This is a genomic window from Halorubrum wangae (assembly GCF_051194135.1).
Lineage (GTDB): Archaea > Halobacteriota > Halobacteria > Halobacteriales > Haloferacaceae > Halorubrum.
The window spans coordinates 117,270-130,311 of the sequence record NZ_JBLZNH010000002.1 but is presented as its reverse complement, the minus strand read 5'-3'; the positions used below and the strand labels follow the sequence as shown (position 1 = coordinate 130,311).

At 67.5% G+C, this 13,042-nt stretch carries 11 protein-coding genes; 7 read left to right on the top strand and 4 right to left on the bottom strand.

Going from position 1 to position 13,042, the window contains the following annotated elements; translation table 11 throughout:
- Window positions 1-24 precede the first annotated feature (24 nt).
- From rpiA to ACNS84_RS05840, 3 genes are all read right to left on the bottom strand, one after another.
- Window positions 25-750, bottom strand: a complete 726-nt coding sequence (gene rpiA, locus ACNS84_RS05850; RefSeq protein WP_435073911.1) for a ribose-5-phosphate isomerase RpiA — start codon at window positions 748-750, stop codon at window positions 25-27.
- A gap of 43 nt (window positions 751-793) precedes the next feature.
- Complete coding sequence (locus ACNS84_RS05845; protein WP_435073910.1) at window positions 794-1,921, bottom strand: ORC1-type DNA replication protein; 1,128 nt, start codon at window positions 1,919-1,921, stop codon at window positions 794-796.
- Window positions 1,922-2,121: 200 nt separating this feature from the next.
- On the bottom strand, window positions 2,122-3,183 hold the full coding sequence (locus ACNS84_RS05840) for a methyltransferase domain-containing protein (protein ID WP_435073909.1): 1,062 nt from the start codon (window positions 3,181-3,183) through the stop codon (window positions 2,122-2,124).
- A gap of 87 nt (window positions 3,184-3,270) precedes the next feature.
- On the opposite strand from ACNS84_RS05840, the gene ACNS84_RS05835 reads away from it, so the two are divergent.
- On the top strand, window positions 3,271-3,828 hold the full coding sequence (locus tag ACNS84_RS05835) for a TATA-box-binding protein (protein ID WP_435073908.1): 558 nt from the start codon (window positions 3,271-3,273) through the stop codon (window positions 3,826-3,828).
- Window positions 3,829-3,889: 61 nt separating this feature from the next.
- Window positions 3,890-4,249 (top strand): DUF7473 family protein, encoded by a 360-nt coding sequence (locus tag ACNS84_RS05830; RefSeq protein ID WP_435073907.1) that lies wholly within the window; start codon window positions 3,890-3,892, stop codon window positions 4,247-4,249.
- A 55-nt stretch (window positions 4,250-4,304) separates the two neighbouring features.
- Here the strand turns inward: ACNS84_RS05830 and ACNS84_RS05825 are convergent, their stop codons facing one another.
- Window positions 4,305-6,530, bottom strand: coding sequence for an ATP-dependent DNA helicase (locus ACNS84_RS05825; RefSeq protein ID WP_435073906.1), 2,226 nt, complete (start codon window positions 6,528-6,530; stop codon window positions 4,305-4,307).
- A 189-nt stretch (window positions 6,531-6,719) separates the two neighbouring features.
- On the opposite strand from ACNS84_RS05825, the gene ACNS84_RS05820 reads away from it, so the two are divergent.
- The 5 genes from ACNS84_RS05820 (at window position 6,720) to hemL (ending at window position 12,681) form a co-directional block, all read left to right on the top strand.
- Window positions 6,720-7,190: a DUF6789 family protein gene (locus tag ACNS84_RS05820; protein ID WP_435073905.1), complete on the top strand. Its 471-nt coding sequence runs from the start codon at window positions 6,720-6,722 to the stop codon at window positions 7,188-7,190.
- A 56-nt stretch (window positions 7,191-7,246) separates the two neighbouring features.
- Window positions 7,247-7,747 carry a TrpY family transcription regulator gene (gene trpY, locus ACNS84_RS05815; protein WP_435073904.1) on the top strand — a complete coding sequence of 167 codons (501 nt, stop codon included), beginning with the start codon at window positions 7,247-7,249 and terminating at the stop codon, window positions 7,745-7,747.
- A 202-nt stretch (window positions 7,748-7,949) separates the two neighbouring features.
- Window positions 7,950-8,981: a DNA repair and recombination protein RadA gene (gene radA, locus ACNS84_RS05810; protein ID WP_435073903.1), complete on the top strand. Its 1,032-nt coding sequence runs from the start codon at window positions 7,950-7,952 to the stop codon at window positions 8,979-8,981.
- A gap of 508 nt (window positions 8,982-9,489) precedes the next feature.
- A complete protein-coding gene (locus ACNS84_RS05805) occupies window positions 9,490-11,163 on the top strand; it encodes an ammonium transporter (RefSeq protein WP_435073902.1) in 1,674 nt (557 codons plus the stop codon).
- 180 nt (window positions 11,164-11,343) lie between these two features.
- The gene (gene hemL, locus ACNS84_RS05800) at window positions 11,344-12,681 is read left to right on the top strand and encodes a glutamate-1-semialdehyde 2,1-aminomutase (RefSeq protein WP_435073901.1); all 1,338 of its coding nucleotides are present in this window, start codon (window positions 11,344-11,346) and stop codon (window positions 12,679-12,681) included.
- Window positions 12,682-13,042: the final 361 nt, after the last annotated feature.

The window sequence follows — 13,042 nt, the reverse complement described above, 5'->3', positions numbered from 1 at the left end:
CTCGCGGTGACCGTCACGGCGCGGTCAGCGCGTGAGGACCCGAACCGTCGACTCCGTGCCGACGTGGACCTCGTCGGCGAGGCCGACGAAGAGCCCGTGATCGACGACGCCCGGCGTCTCGGAGAGCGTCGTCGCGAGCCGCGACGGGGCCGAAATCTCGCCGAACGCGCAGTCGAGCACGAGGTTCCCGTTGTCGGTGACGACCGGCCCGTCTTTCCGTTCCGCGCGGCGGAGGGTCGGCTCGCCGCCCGCTGCGCGCACCGCTTCGGCGACGACGGACCGGCCGGCCGGCAGAACCTCGACGGGAACCGACCGATCGAGGACGGAGACCTCCTTGGCGGGGTCGGCGACGACGAGGAACCGATCGGCCGCGGCGTCGACCAGTTTCTCGCGGGCGTGCGCGGCGCCGCCGCCTTTGATAAGGGGTCCCGCGCTCGGATCGTCGCCGCGGCCGACCGCGACCTGGTCCGCCCCGTCGATCGCGACGTCGATTCCGGGCGCGTCCGGACCGATCGCCTCGTCGAGGTCGAGCAGCGGGATCTCGCAGTCGGCGGCGAGTTCGCGGCTCGCGAACGAGGTCGGCACGCCACGGACGTCGAGGCCGCCGTCGATCCGCTCGCCCAGCCGCCGGATCGCGTGCGCCGCGGTCGACCCGGTTCCGAGGCCCACGACGTCGCCGTCGTCGACCGTCGCCGCCGCCGACTCGCCGGCGCGTCGCTTCGCCGCCTCGCTGCCGCCGCTCGTTTTCATACCGTGACCTGGGCGGGGCGGATTGAAAAGGCGTCGGCGCGGATCACTCCAGCCGGTCCAGCACCGCCTCCGCCTCGTACGCCAGCGAGAGCTCTCGGGAGCGGCCGCGTCCCTCCACGTCGGCGTACTCGGCCTCGATCACGCCGAGCTGGTCGAGTTTGTTGATGATCTCGGAGTAACGCGTGTAGCCGAGGTCGGTCTCGTCGTGAAACGCCTCGTACACGGCGCCGGCACGCTCGCCGTCGTTCTCGGCGAGCACGCGGACGAGGGCGCGCTCGGAGTCGGAGAGGCCACGGAGCGAGCGCGAGAGGTGAACGTGTTTGGACTTGTCGTACGCCGACTCGACGTCCTCCTCGGCGATCGTCTTCGAGGCACGCATCTCGGCGTTCAGCCCGGCGCGGCGGAGCAGGTCGATCCCCACCCGGAGGTCGCCGCTCTCGGCGGTGCGGTCGGCGACTCGCTCCAGTTCCGCGTCGCCGATGACGCCGTCGTGGAACCCGCGCTTCGCGCGCTCGAAGAGGATGTCGTATATCTCGGTGGCGTCGTAGACCGGGAAGTACACTTCTTCGGGGCGGAACACCGACTGGACACGGGTGTCGAGGTCGTCGATCACGTCGAGACCCAGGTCCGAGGAGACGACGATGACGCCGATCTTCGCGCCGGAGTGCGCCTCGTGGGCGCGCAACAGCGAGTAGAGGGTGTCAGAGGCCTCGTTCTCGTAGAAGAGGTAGTTCACGTCGTCGAGCGCGACGACGAGCACGTCGTCCTCCTCGACGAGTCGGTCGGTGATCTGGCCGAACAGCTTTTTAAACGAGATGCCGGAAGAGGGCGGTTCGTAGTCGAAGATGCCCTCGAACAGCCGCGAGAAGACCGCGTAGCGCGTCGAGTCGACCTGACAGTTGACACGGACCGTGCGGACATCGGTTCGCGCGCCGAGTTCGCCGAACAGCTTCTGGACCGCCGTGGTCTTGCCCGTGCCGGGCGGGCCGCGCACCATCGTGTTGAGCGGGCGAGAGCCGCGCACGGCGGGCCGAAGCGCGTACTTCAGGCTTTCCAGTTGGCTCTCCCGGTGGCGGAACGTCTCGGGGACGTGATCGATCTCGAACACCGACTCGTTGCGGAACACCGACTCGTCCCACGAGAGCATGTCACCGCCGGCGTCCCCAGTCATGTGCACATCACGACAGGCCGTCCACTTAACCGTTACCCGCGGCCACAGTGAAACTGAAACTTGTCGGTTTCGAGCCTCAGCGACCGAGAATCGACGGCTGTGCGTTCACTCTCGGGTCGGTGTGATCGGCCCGTAATGGACGAAGAATGGACGAAGAATGGACCCGTGACGCGGCATTCGAACCCCACCCCCGCCGGCGCTCACTCCCGTTCGAGCACCAGCACGTGCCGGGTGAGCGACCGGTGGACCCGACGCTCGAAGGCGGCGTCGACCGCCCAACCGGCGGCGCGCGCCGCTCCGCGCCAGTCGCGGTCGGCGACGACGACGGCGCGGGGCGCGACTCGGGCGGCCTCCGCGAACGCCCCCGAGACGAGATCCGCGAGCTCGTGGGTGGCGATCTTCGACTGCCGGCCGTACGGCGCGTCGAAGGCGACGCCGTCGACCGCGTCGTCGCGGAGCGGGAGGGCCGTGGCGTCGCCGCGGGCGACGTGCCAGTCCGGACCGTCGGGGAGGGCGTCCACGTACTCCCGGAGGTTCTCTCGCGTTCCGCGGACCATCTTCTGCTGGGCGTCGCAGGCGACGACGTTGGCGCCGACGAGGCCGGCTTCGAGCGGGAGGCCGCCGGTGCCGCACATCGGGTCGAGCAGCGTCCGGCCGGGCGCGGCGCCGGCGAGGTTGGCGTACGCGCGGGCGTCGGCCGGTGCCATGCTCCCCGGCTGGAAGAACGGGCGGTCGGTCGGCTTCGGGGCGAAGTCGCGGGCGGCCTCGGCGGCGACCCAGCCGAGTGCGCAGACGGACGCCTCGCCGCCGTCGGCGCCGGGGACCGCGTCGTGGGCGGCGCGCTCGCCGGCGGCGAACAGCGCGCGTAGGACGTGGTCGGGGTCGTCGAGGTCGACGTCGAACCCGCGCTCGACGAGAACGCCCCCGAGGGCGCGCTCGGCGTCGGTCGTCGAGACAGCCGTCGTGTTTCGGACGTTTCTGGCCCGCACGGCGACCGTGCCCGAGCGAGCGAGCGGGGCCGCGTCGAGGGCGGCGACGGCGGCGGCGACGTCGGCGTCCGTGCGGGCGACCGCCTCGTGAGCGGCGCGGGTGTACGCGAGCCGGCGGACCGCAGCGCGGTCGGTCGACGCGTCGTCGCGACCGAGACCGACGCTGCCGGCGCTCGCGATTCCGGGCGCGAGCAACTCGACGCCGGTCGCCGCGGTGGCGGCCTCGCGGGCGGCAAACGCGTCGGTCTCTCCGGCGAGTTCGAGCCAGTACACGCCCCGGAATCGAGCGCCCGCTCGCAAGAGCGTAGCGGTTCCAACCACGCACCTTTTTACGTATTTCAAGCGACCGTCCGGGTATAGATGGGCGATCCGAAGGATACGATCACAATAGAGAACGTCGTTGCCTCTACGGGGATCGGGCAGGAACTCGACCTCCAAAGCGTCGCGATGGACCTCGAAGGCGCCGACTACGACCCCGAGCAGTTCCCCGGGCTCGTCTACCGCACCACGAACCCGAAATCGGCCGCGTTGATCTTCCGATCGGGCAAGATCGTATGTACGGGCGCGAACTCCATCGACGCCGTCCACGAGAGCCTCGCCATCGTGTTCGACGAGCTTCGGGCGCTCCAGATCCCGATCGAGGACCCCGAGATCACCGTCCAGAACATCGTCACGTCCGCCGACCTCGGCAAGAGCCTCAACCTCAACGCAATCGCGATCGGGCTCGGGCTCGAGAACATCGAGTACGAGCCGGAGCAGTTCCCCGGACTCGTCTATCGACTCGACGAGCCGGACGTCGTGGCCCTGCTGTTCGGCAGCGGGAAACTCGTCGTCACCGGCGGGACGAGCCCGGACGACGCGGCCGCCGCCGTCGACGTGATCGTCAAGGAACTCGACGGCCTCGGACTGCTCGACTGAGCCGCGGTATCGTCCGCCCAGATCCCGCACCCACTTTTACCCGCGGCCGTGTATGCCACCTATGCTCTTACAGACGGTGACGCCGATCACGGTGCTGGGGACGACGCTCCTGTTCGCGCTGTTCCTCTCCGTGACCGCCCACCTCGCCGCACGGAACGTCCTCGGCGACGTCGACCCGCGCCGCGCCCTCTACGTCGGCCCGCTCCCCGCGGTGATCGGCGTCGTCGGCGGCACGTTCGCCGTCTCCGAGGCGCTGCTGGTCCCGGCCGCGCTCCTCGTCGACGGCGTGATGTTCGCGTGGAGCTACGACCAGCCGCGGCGGATCGTGATCGGGATGACCCTGATCCACGCCGTGATCACGGCACTGTTCTTGATCGTGCTGTTCGGCGTCTCGCTTCTGCTCGCGTCGATGCCGGGGTAGCCGGCGGACGGGGCGGCCCCGAGACGGACTCAGCGGGGCGACGGGTCGCCCCGCCTCAGGGCTCCGGAGGCGCGCCGCCGTACGCGTCGTGGTCGCCGTAGAAGTTCAGCATCGCGAACTTCAGCTTCGTGGGGTTGATGTCGATCAGTTCCTCACGCTCTTCGGGCGGGAACGCGCCCCGGACGGAGTACTTCCCCATGTCCGCCGAGGTGTACCGCCGGTCAGCCAGGATTCGGACGCCGAAGTCGTCGGGCCCGCGGACCACGCGACCGAGCGCCTGGCGCGTCTTGCGGATCGTCGGAATCTCGACGGCGTACATCCAGCCGGGGTCGCGGGCGCGGTCGCGGTCGGAGAACGCCCGATTGTACGCGTCCTGAACCGCCTCCATCCGGTCGGAGAGATGCGGGTAAGGGACCCCGACGACCACCACCGTCCGGGCGTCGTCGCCGTCGAAGCTCACGCCCTCCGCGAGCGTCCCCCACAGCGAGGTGAACAGCGTGGCGTCGTCGCTCTCGACGAACCGCCGGCGCAAGTCCTCCTCGTCCTCGCCGGGGCCGTCGAGGTAGAGCGCACCGAGGTCGGCGCCCGCGAGCCCGCCGCCGACGCCGGCGTCTCCCCGGTTCGCGTCGCCGGCCGATCCTCCGAGTCGCTCGTGGTATCGCTCGGCCTCCGCGTACGAGGGGAAGAAGGCGAGCGTGTTCCCCGGCGTAAATCGGATCGCGTCGCGAAGCACCGACGACACGGTCTCCTGCGTCTTCGGGTCGTTGCGCTCGGAGGCGAACAGCGGCGGGGTGTCGACCGCGAAGGTCCGGCGGTTCTTCTCGGGGTACTCCATCTCGTACGCGAGCGACGCGGTGTCCTCCAGGCCGAGTACGTCTTCGATGACGTCGAAGGGGCGGAGCGTGGCGCTCATCAGCACCGAGGCGGCGACCTCGTCGAACAGTTCCTCGGTCACCCGACGGGGAATGCAGGTGTACAATTCCGCGCGACCGTACACCTCGTCGGTCCCCCCGTCGCGGCGCACGGAGACGACCGGGTACTGGCCCAGTGCGGTGCCCTCCTCCATCCACGTCGAGACGAAGCGGGCGACCTGGAGCGTCTGGCACTCGGTTCGGGTCGTCGTCTCGCCGTCGCGGTAGCGTCGCTCGTACTCCTCGTCTAAGGCCTGTCCGAGCTGGACGGCGAGCTCCGTCTCCGTGTTGATCCCGTTCCCCTCGTAGTTGCGGAGGAACGCGAGCGTGAGGTCGTCTCGCCGGTCGTCGTTGGCGATGGAGAGGTCCTCCCAGTTCTCGCCGACCGATTCGCGGGCACCGAACCCGAGCGCCTCGTCGTACGTCTCGACCAAGGCGTCGCGGAACGCGCGGACGACGTTCTCGGCCGCGTCCGCGCGGGAGTCGTCGTTGTCCGCGAGCTCCTCGACGGCGGCGTCGAGCGTGGTCTCCGTAAGGGTGCGGGTGGCGTGGTCGCGAGCGGCGTCCTCGACGTTGTGCGCCTCGTCGAAGACGGTGAGTATCTCGGAGGGATCGCGGTCGATCCACCGGAAGAACTGCTCGCGGATGTTCGGGTCGAGCAGGTGGTGGTAGTTGCAGACGACGAGGTCGACCCCTTCCATTCCCTCCTTGAGCAACTCGTAGCCGCAGAGTTCGCGCTCGTCCGCGTACGCGTACACGTCCTCGGGCGTGCGAACGTCCTCGAACAGCCACCCGAAGAACTCGTCGGTGTCCTCGACGAGGTTGTTCCGGTAGTGCGCGCAGACGTTCGCGGTCTCGTACTCGTCGACCTCGGCCTCCAGGTTGTCGAGCTCGTCCATGATCGACTCGCGAGCCTCGGCCGCGCCGGCGTCGCCCTCGCGGCTCTCGGCGAGCAGTTCACGCTGGCGCGCCTCCAGTTCGCGGACCTCGCTCTCCGTCTCGACCAGTTCGCGGGTGGTGTCCCGGAGAGTCTGGCACTCCTGATAGTCGACGTCGATGTGGCACATCGACGATTTGCCTTTAAATACGACCGCGCGGATTGGCTCCTGGCGGGTGATCGCGCGGGCGTCCTCGACGAACTGTCGCATCTGCTGGTGAACGTTGGTCGTGATCACGACCGTCCGGTCGTGCTCGCGGGCGTGTTCCAAGGCGGGCACGAGCGCGGAGAGGGTCTTCCCGGTGCCGGGCGCCCCCTCGAACAGCACGTCTTGCCCGCGGTCCAGCGCGTTGGCGATCCTGTCCATCGCGTCACGCTGGTTCGGATACGGCTCCTCGTACGGGAAGAACCGTAGATGCGACGGCTCAGACACGAGGCGAGGTTCGTCGCCACCGGATAAAAGGGGTGGGGTGCCGCGGTGAAAGTGGTTCGGCGGCGGGACGACACGAGTGTTCGATCCCTAAACGTAGGTTCAGAAAATATATATTTGTTCGGGGTGTGTGCACGACTGACACACATTACCAGAAATTATTACCGGTATTCTCGCCATCACACGATCGATATGGCGACTGAAACCGCGACGCCGACCGACGTATCGACCGACACCGGACACTGGCTGGCCGGCGTGACCGGCGGCCTCGCCGGGGCGCTCGTCTTCGGTGCGATGATGTGGATGATGACTCCCGGCGTGCTGGAGATGGCGATCCCGGCGATGTACGGCATCGAGGGCCCCGCCGGCGCCCTCGGCTGGGCGATCCACATGTCCCACGGCGCGGTCATCGGTCTCGGGTTCGCCGCGATCGCGGACCTGCGACCCGATCTTGGCGACTCGATCGGAACGAGTCTCGGCGCCGGCGCGGGTTACGGCCTCCTCGTCTGGCTCGCGCTCGCCGTGATCGTGATGCCGATATGGCTGGGCGCCGTCGGCTTTCCGGGCGCGCCCCCGCTGCCGAACGTTGGCGTCGAGAGCCTCGTCGGCCACGTCGTCTACGGCGCGGTTCTCGGCGGCGTCTACTCGGTGATGGTGAACTGACCGACGCGACGGTACCCTGTTTTTTAAGCATTCACGGCGGGGATTCGTAGCAACGAATGTTCGACGAGATCCTCGAAAAGTTCGAGGGGTCACCGAGTCAACAGGCCGTCATCCGGCTGTTCTTAGAGCGCGGCTTCTCCGTCAACGAAGAGGGTCGCGTCGTCTCCGGCGGGATCGAGATCCCGTACACCGGGATCGCGCGCGAACTCGACGTCGACCGGCGAGTGGTCGACTCGACGACGGACGCGATCTTAGCCGACCCCGACCTGAAGCGCATCTTCACTAACATCTCGTCGATCCCGAGCCTGATGGATCTGGCGCCGGTGCTCGATCTCACGGTCCTCACGGTCGAGGTCGACGCCGCCGACGAGGCGGGGATCGTCGCCGAGGTGACCGGCATCCTCGCCGACCACAACATCTCGATCCGTCAGGTACTGAGCGAGGACCCCGAGTTCACCGACGACCCGAAGCTGTACGTGATCACCGACACGGAGCTTCCGGGGGAGCTGCTCGTCGAAATCCGCGAACTCGGATACGTCCGCCGCGTGGGCTTTTGACGGAGCGGCGGTGACGGCCGGCGACCGCGACCGGCGGTGACGGGTGGGGGGCGATCAGTTTCGCCCGTCGGAGATCGACGCGTTTCGGCGCGGACGCTTATATATGGAGTCGACGCAACCCGGAACGCGGCCCGACCGCTTTTTCACTTTCACTACGGTGTAAACCAGTCTTTATACCCGATGGCGAACAAGGAGAGCGTACATGCCTGAAGACGAACTCGAAGACCTCCCCGGAGTCGGCCCAGCGACCGCAGACAAGCTCGTCGAAAACGGGTTCGAGAGCTACCAATCGATCGCCGTCGCCAGCCCCGGTGAGATGTCGAACACCGCGGACATCGGCGAGTCGTCGGCTGCGGATATCATCAACGCCGCGCGCGACGCGGCCGACGTCGGCGGGTTCGAGACGGGCGCGACCGTCCTCGAACGACGCCAAGAGATCGGGAAGCTCTCCTGGCAGATCGACGAGGTCGACGAACTGCTCGGCGGCGGCATCGAGACGCAGTCGATCACCGAGGTGTACGGCGAGTTCGGGTCCGGGAAGTCGCAGGTGACTCACCAGATGGCCGTCAACGTCCAGCTCCCGGCGGAGTACGGCGGCCTCGATGGCGGGTGTATCTTCGTCGACTCCGAGGACACCTTCCGGCCGGAGCGGATCGACGACATGGTCCGCGGACTTGACGACGAGATCCTCGCGAACGAGATGGAGCGGCGCGAGATCGAAGGCACCCCGAGCGACGAGGAGGCGATGGAGGAACTCATCGAGGCGTTCCTCGACCAGATCCACGTCGCCAAGGCGTTCAACTCCAACCACCAGATCCTGCTCGCGGAGAAGGCGAAAGAGCTCGCCAGCGAGCTCGAGGAGAGCGAGTGGCCCATCCGCATCGTCTGCGTGGACTCGCTGACCGCCCACTTCCGCGCCGAGTACGTCGGCCGGGGAGAACTCGCCGACCGGCAGCAGAAGCTCAACAAACACCTCCACGACCTGATGCGGATCGGCGACCTGTTCAACACCGCCATCCTCGTCACCAATCAGGTCGCGTCGAACCCCGACTCGTACTTCGGCGACCCGACGCAGGCAATCGGCGGCAACATCCTCGGACACGCCTCCACGTTCCGGATGTACCTCCGCAAGTCGAAGGGGAACAAGCGGATCGTCCGGCTCGTCGACGCGCCGAACCTCGCCGACGGCGAGGCCGTGATGCGCGTACAGGGCGAAGGGCTGAAGCCGGAGTAACTGGGCACCGACCGCTCGACAGACGGTATCGACGCCCGCTCCCGACGCGATCGGCTCCCCCCGACGCGCAGAGCGAGCACCGGACCGCCGATGTGGTTGACGAACGTCAAATTTCTCTCCGAACGGCAGAAACGCCTGAAATCGGACACGTAGCGCCACGACACCAATGAGAAGCGAGGATCGGCGCGGCAAAAATCACCAGCATCGACCGCGCCCGGCGGCGCACCCACCAATTTCGGCCGATCTGGAAGTATCTGACAGATTTATTATAATACACTCGTCAGATTTGGGCGCAAGGATTGCCCGAATATCACCGAGAATACATCCTTATACACCATGTATCCGTCCGTATATTGTTCACTTGTCGTATTGTGAGCGCAAATATGTGTGAAACTCAACTCTAACGTTTATATATTCCTATTCCCGCTACTCGAAACGTGAATCAGCACATGAGTACGAACGAAGCGCGCAGTTCAGAATACGTATGTTCAGTTGAGGTGAGCGGAGCGTGACGGCCGGCGTTTTGGCGACGGTCGATCCGAGTGTGATTGCGGAAGGCGTGAACCTGTTGTGGGTCGCGGTGGTCTGTTTCCTGATCTTCTTCATGCACGCCGGCTTCGCGATGCTCGAAGCGGGACAGGTGCGCGCGAAGAACGTCGCGAACCAACTCACCAAGAACCTGCTCACCTGGGGCGTCGGCGTCCTCGTGTACTTCCTGATCGGCTTCGGTATCGAAGGTGTCGCGGGCGGCGGCGGCTTCTCCCCCGCGTCAGCTCTCAGTGACGGCGATTGGGTCAACAGCTGGCTGTTCGGTGCCGTCTTCGCGATGACGGCGGCAACGATTGTCTCCGGTGCGGTCGCGGGACGTGCGAAGCTCCGTGCGTACGTGGCGTACACGATCGCCATCTCCGCGGTCATCTACCCGGTTGTGTCGGGCATCACCTGGGGCGGCGGATTCCTCGCCGGAGTCGGCTTCGTCGACTTCGCCGGCGGCATGATCGTCCACGGCGTGGGCGGCATCGCCGGCCTCACCGCGGCGTACATGCTCGGGCCGCGCATGGACCGCTACGCGGAGGACGGCTCCACGAACGTCATCCCCGGTCACTCGATGACGTTCGCGGTGCTCGGAACGCTCATTCTGGCGTTCGGTTGGTACGGATTCAACGTCGGAACGACCGCGACGGTGTTCTCGGTCAGCGAATCCGGCGAGCTCGCGCTCGGCGGCTTCGCCGTGGTCGGCCGCGTGGCGCTGACGACGACGCTCGGAATGGCCGCCGGAGCCCTCGGAGCGACGCTCGGATCGATGTACCTGACGAAGAAGGTCGACACCCTCTACGTCGCCAACGGCGTGCTCGCCGGACTGGTCGCGGTCACTGGGATCGCGAACCTGGTCACGTGGTGGGGTGCCATCCTGGTGGCGCTCGTCTGCGGTCTCCAGCTCCCGCTGGTGTTCGAGTTCGTCTCGGACAAGATGAAGATCGACGACGTGTGTGCGGTCTTCCCGGTTCACGGCTCCGCGGGCGTCATCGGCGTCCTCGCGCTGCCGTTCGTCAGCATCAACGGCTTCTCCCTCGACCTGCTCGTCTCGCAGGTCATCGGCGTGGTCGTCATCACTGCGTGGACGGTCATCGCGACCGCTGTGGTCTTCGGCGCGTTCAAGGCGGTCGGCCAGGCTCGCGTCACTCCCGAACACGAGCACGACGGGCTCGACGTGAGCGAGCACGGCGTCGAGACCTACCCCGAGTTCGGTGGCGACCGCGTCGCGACCGACGGCGGTCCCTCCGTCATCGACACCACCGAGGGCTCCCCGCGCGCCGACGGCGGCGAGGAAACGGGCTCGCAGATCAAGATGGTCACCGCGGTCGTCCGCCCCGACAAGCTCGGGGCCATCAAGCAGGCGCTCGCGGAGATCAACGCGCCCTCGCTCACCGTGACGAACGTCTCCGGTCGCGGCTCCCAGCCCGCGAAGAAGGGCCAGTGGCGCGGCGAGGAGTTCACAGTCGACCTCCACCAGAAGGTGAAGGTGGAGATAGTCGTCGCCGACATCCCGGCGGACGAGGTCGCCGAGGCGATCGCCGGCGCGGCGAAGACCGGCGAGCCGGGCGACGGCAAGGTGTTCATCCTCCCGGTCGAGGACGCGCTGCAGGTCCGCACCGGCGCGACCGGCCCGGAGGCAGTGTAAGGTCGGCACCGACGCCGACGCCCGAGTCTCGGAGCATCGAACGGTCGACTGCGACGCCGAATTTTTCGAATATTCAACGTCGCCGAGCGGCGGCGCCGTCGCCGTGAGATCCGGTGGGCAGACGCCCCGCTCGCCGCCGGGTCGGCAACTACTTTCATCCCTCCCGCCCAACCGGTGAGCATGAACCACGAGCGCTCCCGCGGGCTGTACGACCGCGCGCTGTCGGTCATGCCCGGCGGCGTCAACTCCTCCGTCCGGGCGACGATGCCGCACCCCTTCTTCGTCGAGCGCGGTGACGGCGGTCACGTGATCGACGCCGACGGGAACCGATACGTCGACTGGGTGATGGGGTACGGCCCGCTCCTGTACGGGCACGACCTCCCCGACCCGGTCGAGGCGGCCGTCCAGTCGCACGTCGCGGAGGGGCCGATGTACGGCGCGCCGACGGAGATAGAGGTCGAGCACGCCGAGTTCGTGGCGCGACACGTCCCGAGCGTCGAGTCGATCCGCTTCGTCAACTCGGGGACGGAGGCGACGGTGTCGGCGGTGCGGCTGGCGCGCGGGTACACCGACCGCGACAAGATCGTCGTCATGCAGGGCGGCTACCACGGCGCCCAGGAGTCGACGCTCGTCGAGGGGTCGCCGGGCGACGCCCACCCCTCCACCGCCGGGATTCCCGAGGAGTTCGCACAACACACCCTCCCGATCCCGTTCAACGACCCGGAGGCCGCGAAAGAGGTGTTCGCGGAGCACGGCGACGAGATAGCCGCGGTTCTCGTCGAGCCGATCCTCGCCAACATGGGGATCGTGACTCCGATCGACGGCTACCACGAGACGCTCCGGGAACTGTGTGACGGCCACGACTCGCTGTTGATCTTCGACGAGGTGATCACCGGATTCCGCGTCGGCGGCCTCGGCTGCGCACAGTCGAAGTTCGGCGTCACGCCGGACGTCACCACCTTCGGGAAGATCATCGGCGGCGGGTTCCCGGTCGGCGCCATCGGCGGGCGCGCCGACCTGATCGAGCAGTTCACGCCCGCAGGCGACGTGTTCCAGTCCGGCACCTTCTCCGGTCACCCGGTGACGATGGCCGCCGGGAAGGCCGGGATGGAGTACGCCGCCGAGAACGACGTGTACGAGCACGTCGACCGACTCGGGCGGAAACTCCGCGAGGGGATCACCGAGATCTGCGCGGAGCGCGCGCCCGAGTACACCGTGGTCGGCACCGACTCGATGTTCAAGACGATCTTCACCCGAGAGGCGCCCGACGACCCGACGGATTGCTGTGCGAGCGGCTGTCGGCAGGACCCCGACTGCGCCCGATACGACGCTTGCCCGAAGACGGGCGCGGACGTCGCACGCGCCGCGACCGACCGCTGGGAGCGCGTGTTCTGGCAGGAGATGAAAGACCGGGGCGTGTTCCTCACCGCGAACCAGTTCGAATGCCAGTTCACGTCCTACGCGCACACGGAGGAGGACGTCGAGCGGACGCTGGAGGCGTATCGGGAAGCGCTGTAACTGCGGCGCGAGTCGGTCGACGGCCGGCGCCACCGGGCTCTCGCCCCGCCCGGCAAGCCTTGCGACCCGGCCAGCGGTGCGGAACGTTTTTATTCCGATGCGGAACAAGGTACAGGTGATGACCGCGGAGGCTCGTCCCGACGCCGCCCTTATTCGAGGCCGACGAGCCCCGCGACCGCGACGAGGCGTCCGACCGCCGCGACCGGCTTCCGGCGCGGCGCGACGACGGGCCCCCTCGGGCCAGTAATCTTCATTCCCTCGTCGCGTTCGCGCCGTCTTGTCCCAGTGAGTCACGGCTCCGTTCTCCTGTAGCGTCTGCTCTGCGTTTTTCTTCCAATATCTAAAACGGTGAATTTAAGGG

Coding starts and splice junctions, on each gene's coding strand:
- rpiA (WP_435073911.1), bottom strand. CDS start 750: ATGAAAACGAGCGGCGGCAGCGAGGCGGCGAAGCGACGCGCCGGCGAG.
- ACNS84_RS05845 (WP_435073910.1), bottom strand. CDS start 1,921: ATGACTGGGGACGCCGGCGGTGACATGCTCTCGTGGGACGAGTCGGTG.
- ACNS84_RS05835 (WP_435073908.1), top strand. CDS start 3,271: ATGGGCGATCCGAAGGATACGATCACAATAGAGAACGTCGTTGCCTCT.
- ACNS84_RS05830 (WP_435073907.1), top strand. CDS start 3,890: ATGCTCTTACAGACGGTGACGCCGATCACGGTGCTGGGGACGACGCTC.
- ACNS84_RS05820 (WP_435073905.1), top strand. CDS start 6,720: ATGGCGACTGAAACCGCGACGCCGACCGACGTATCGACCGACACCGGA.
- trpY (WP_435073904.1), top strand. CDS start 7,247: ATGTTCGACGAGATCCTCGAAAAGTTCGAGGGGTCACCGAGTCAACAG.
- radA (WP_435073903.1), top strand. CDS start 7,950: ATGCCTGAAGACGAACTCGAAGACCTCCCCGGAGTCGGCCCAGCGACC.
- hemL (WP_435073901.1), top strand. CDS start 11,344: ATGAACCACGAGCGCTCCCGCGGGCTGTACGACCGCGCGCTGTCGGTC.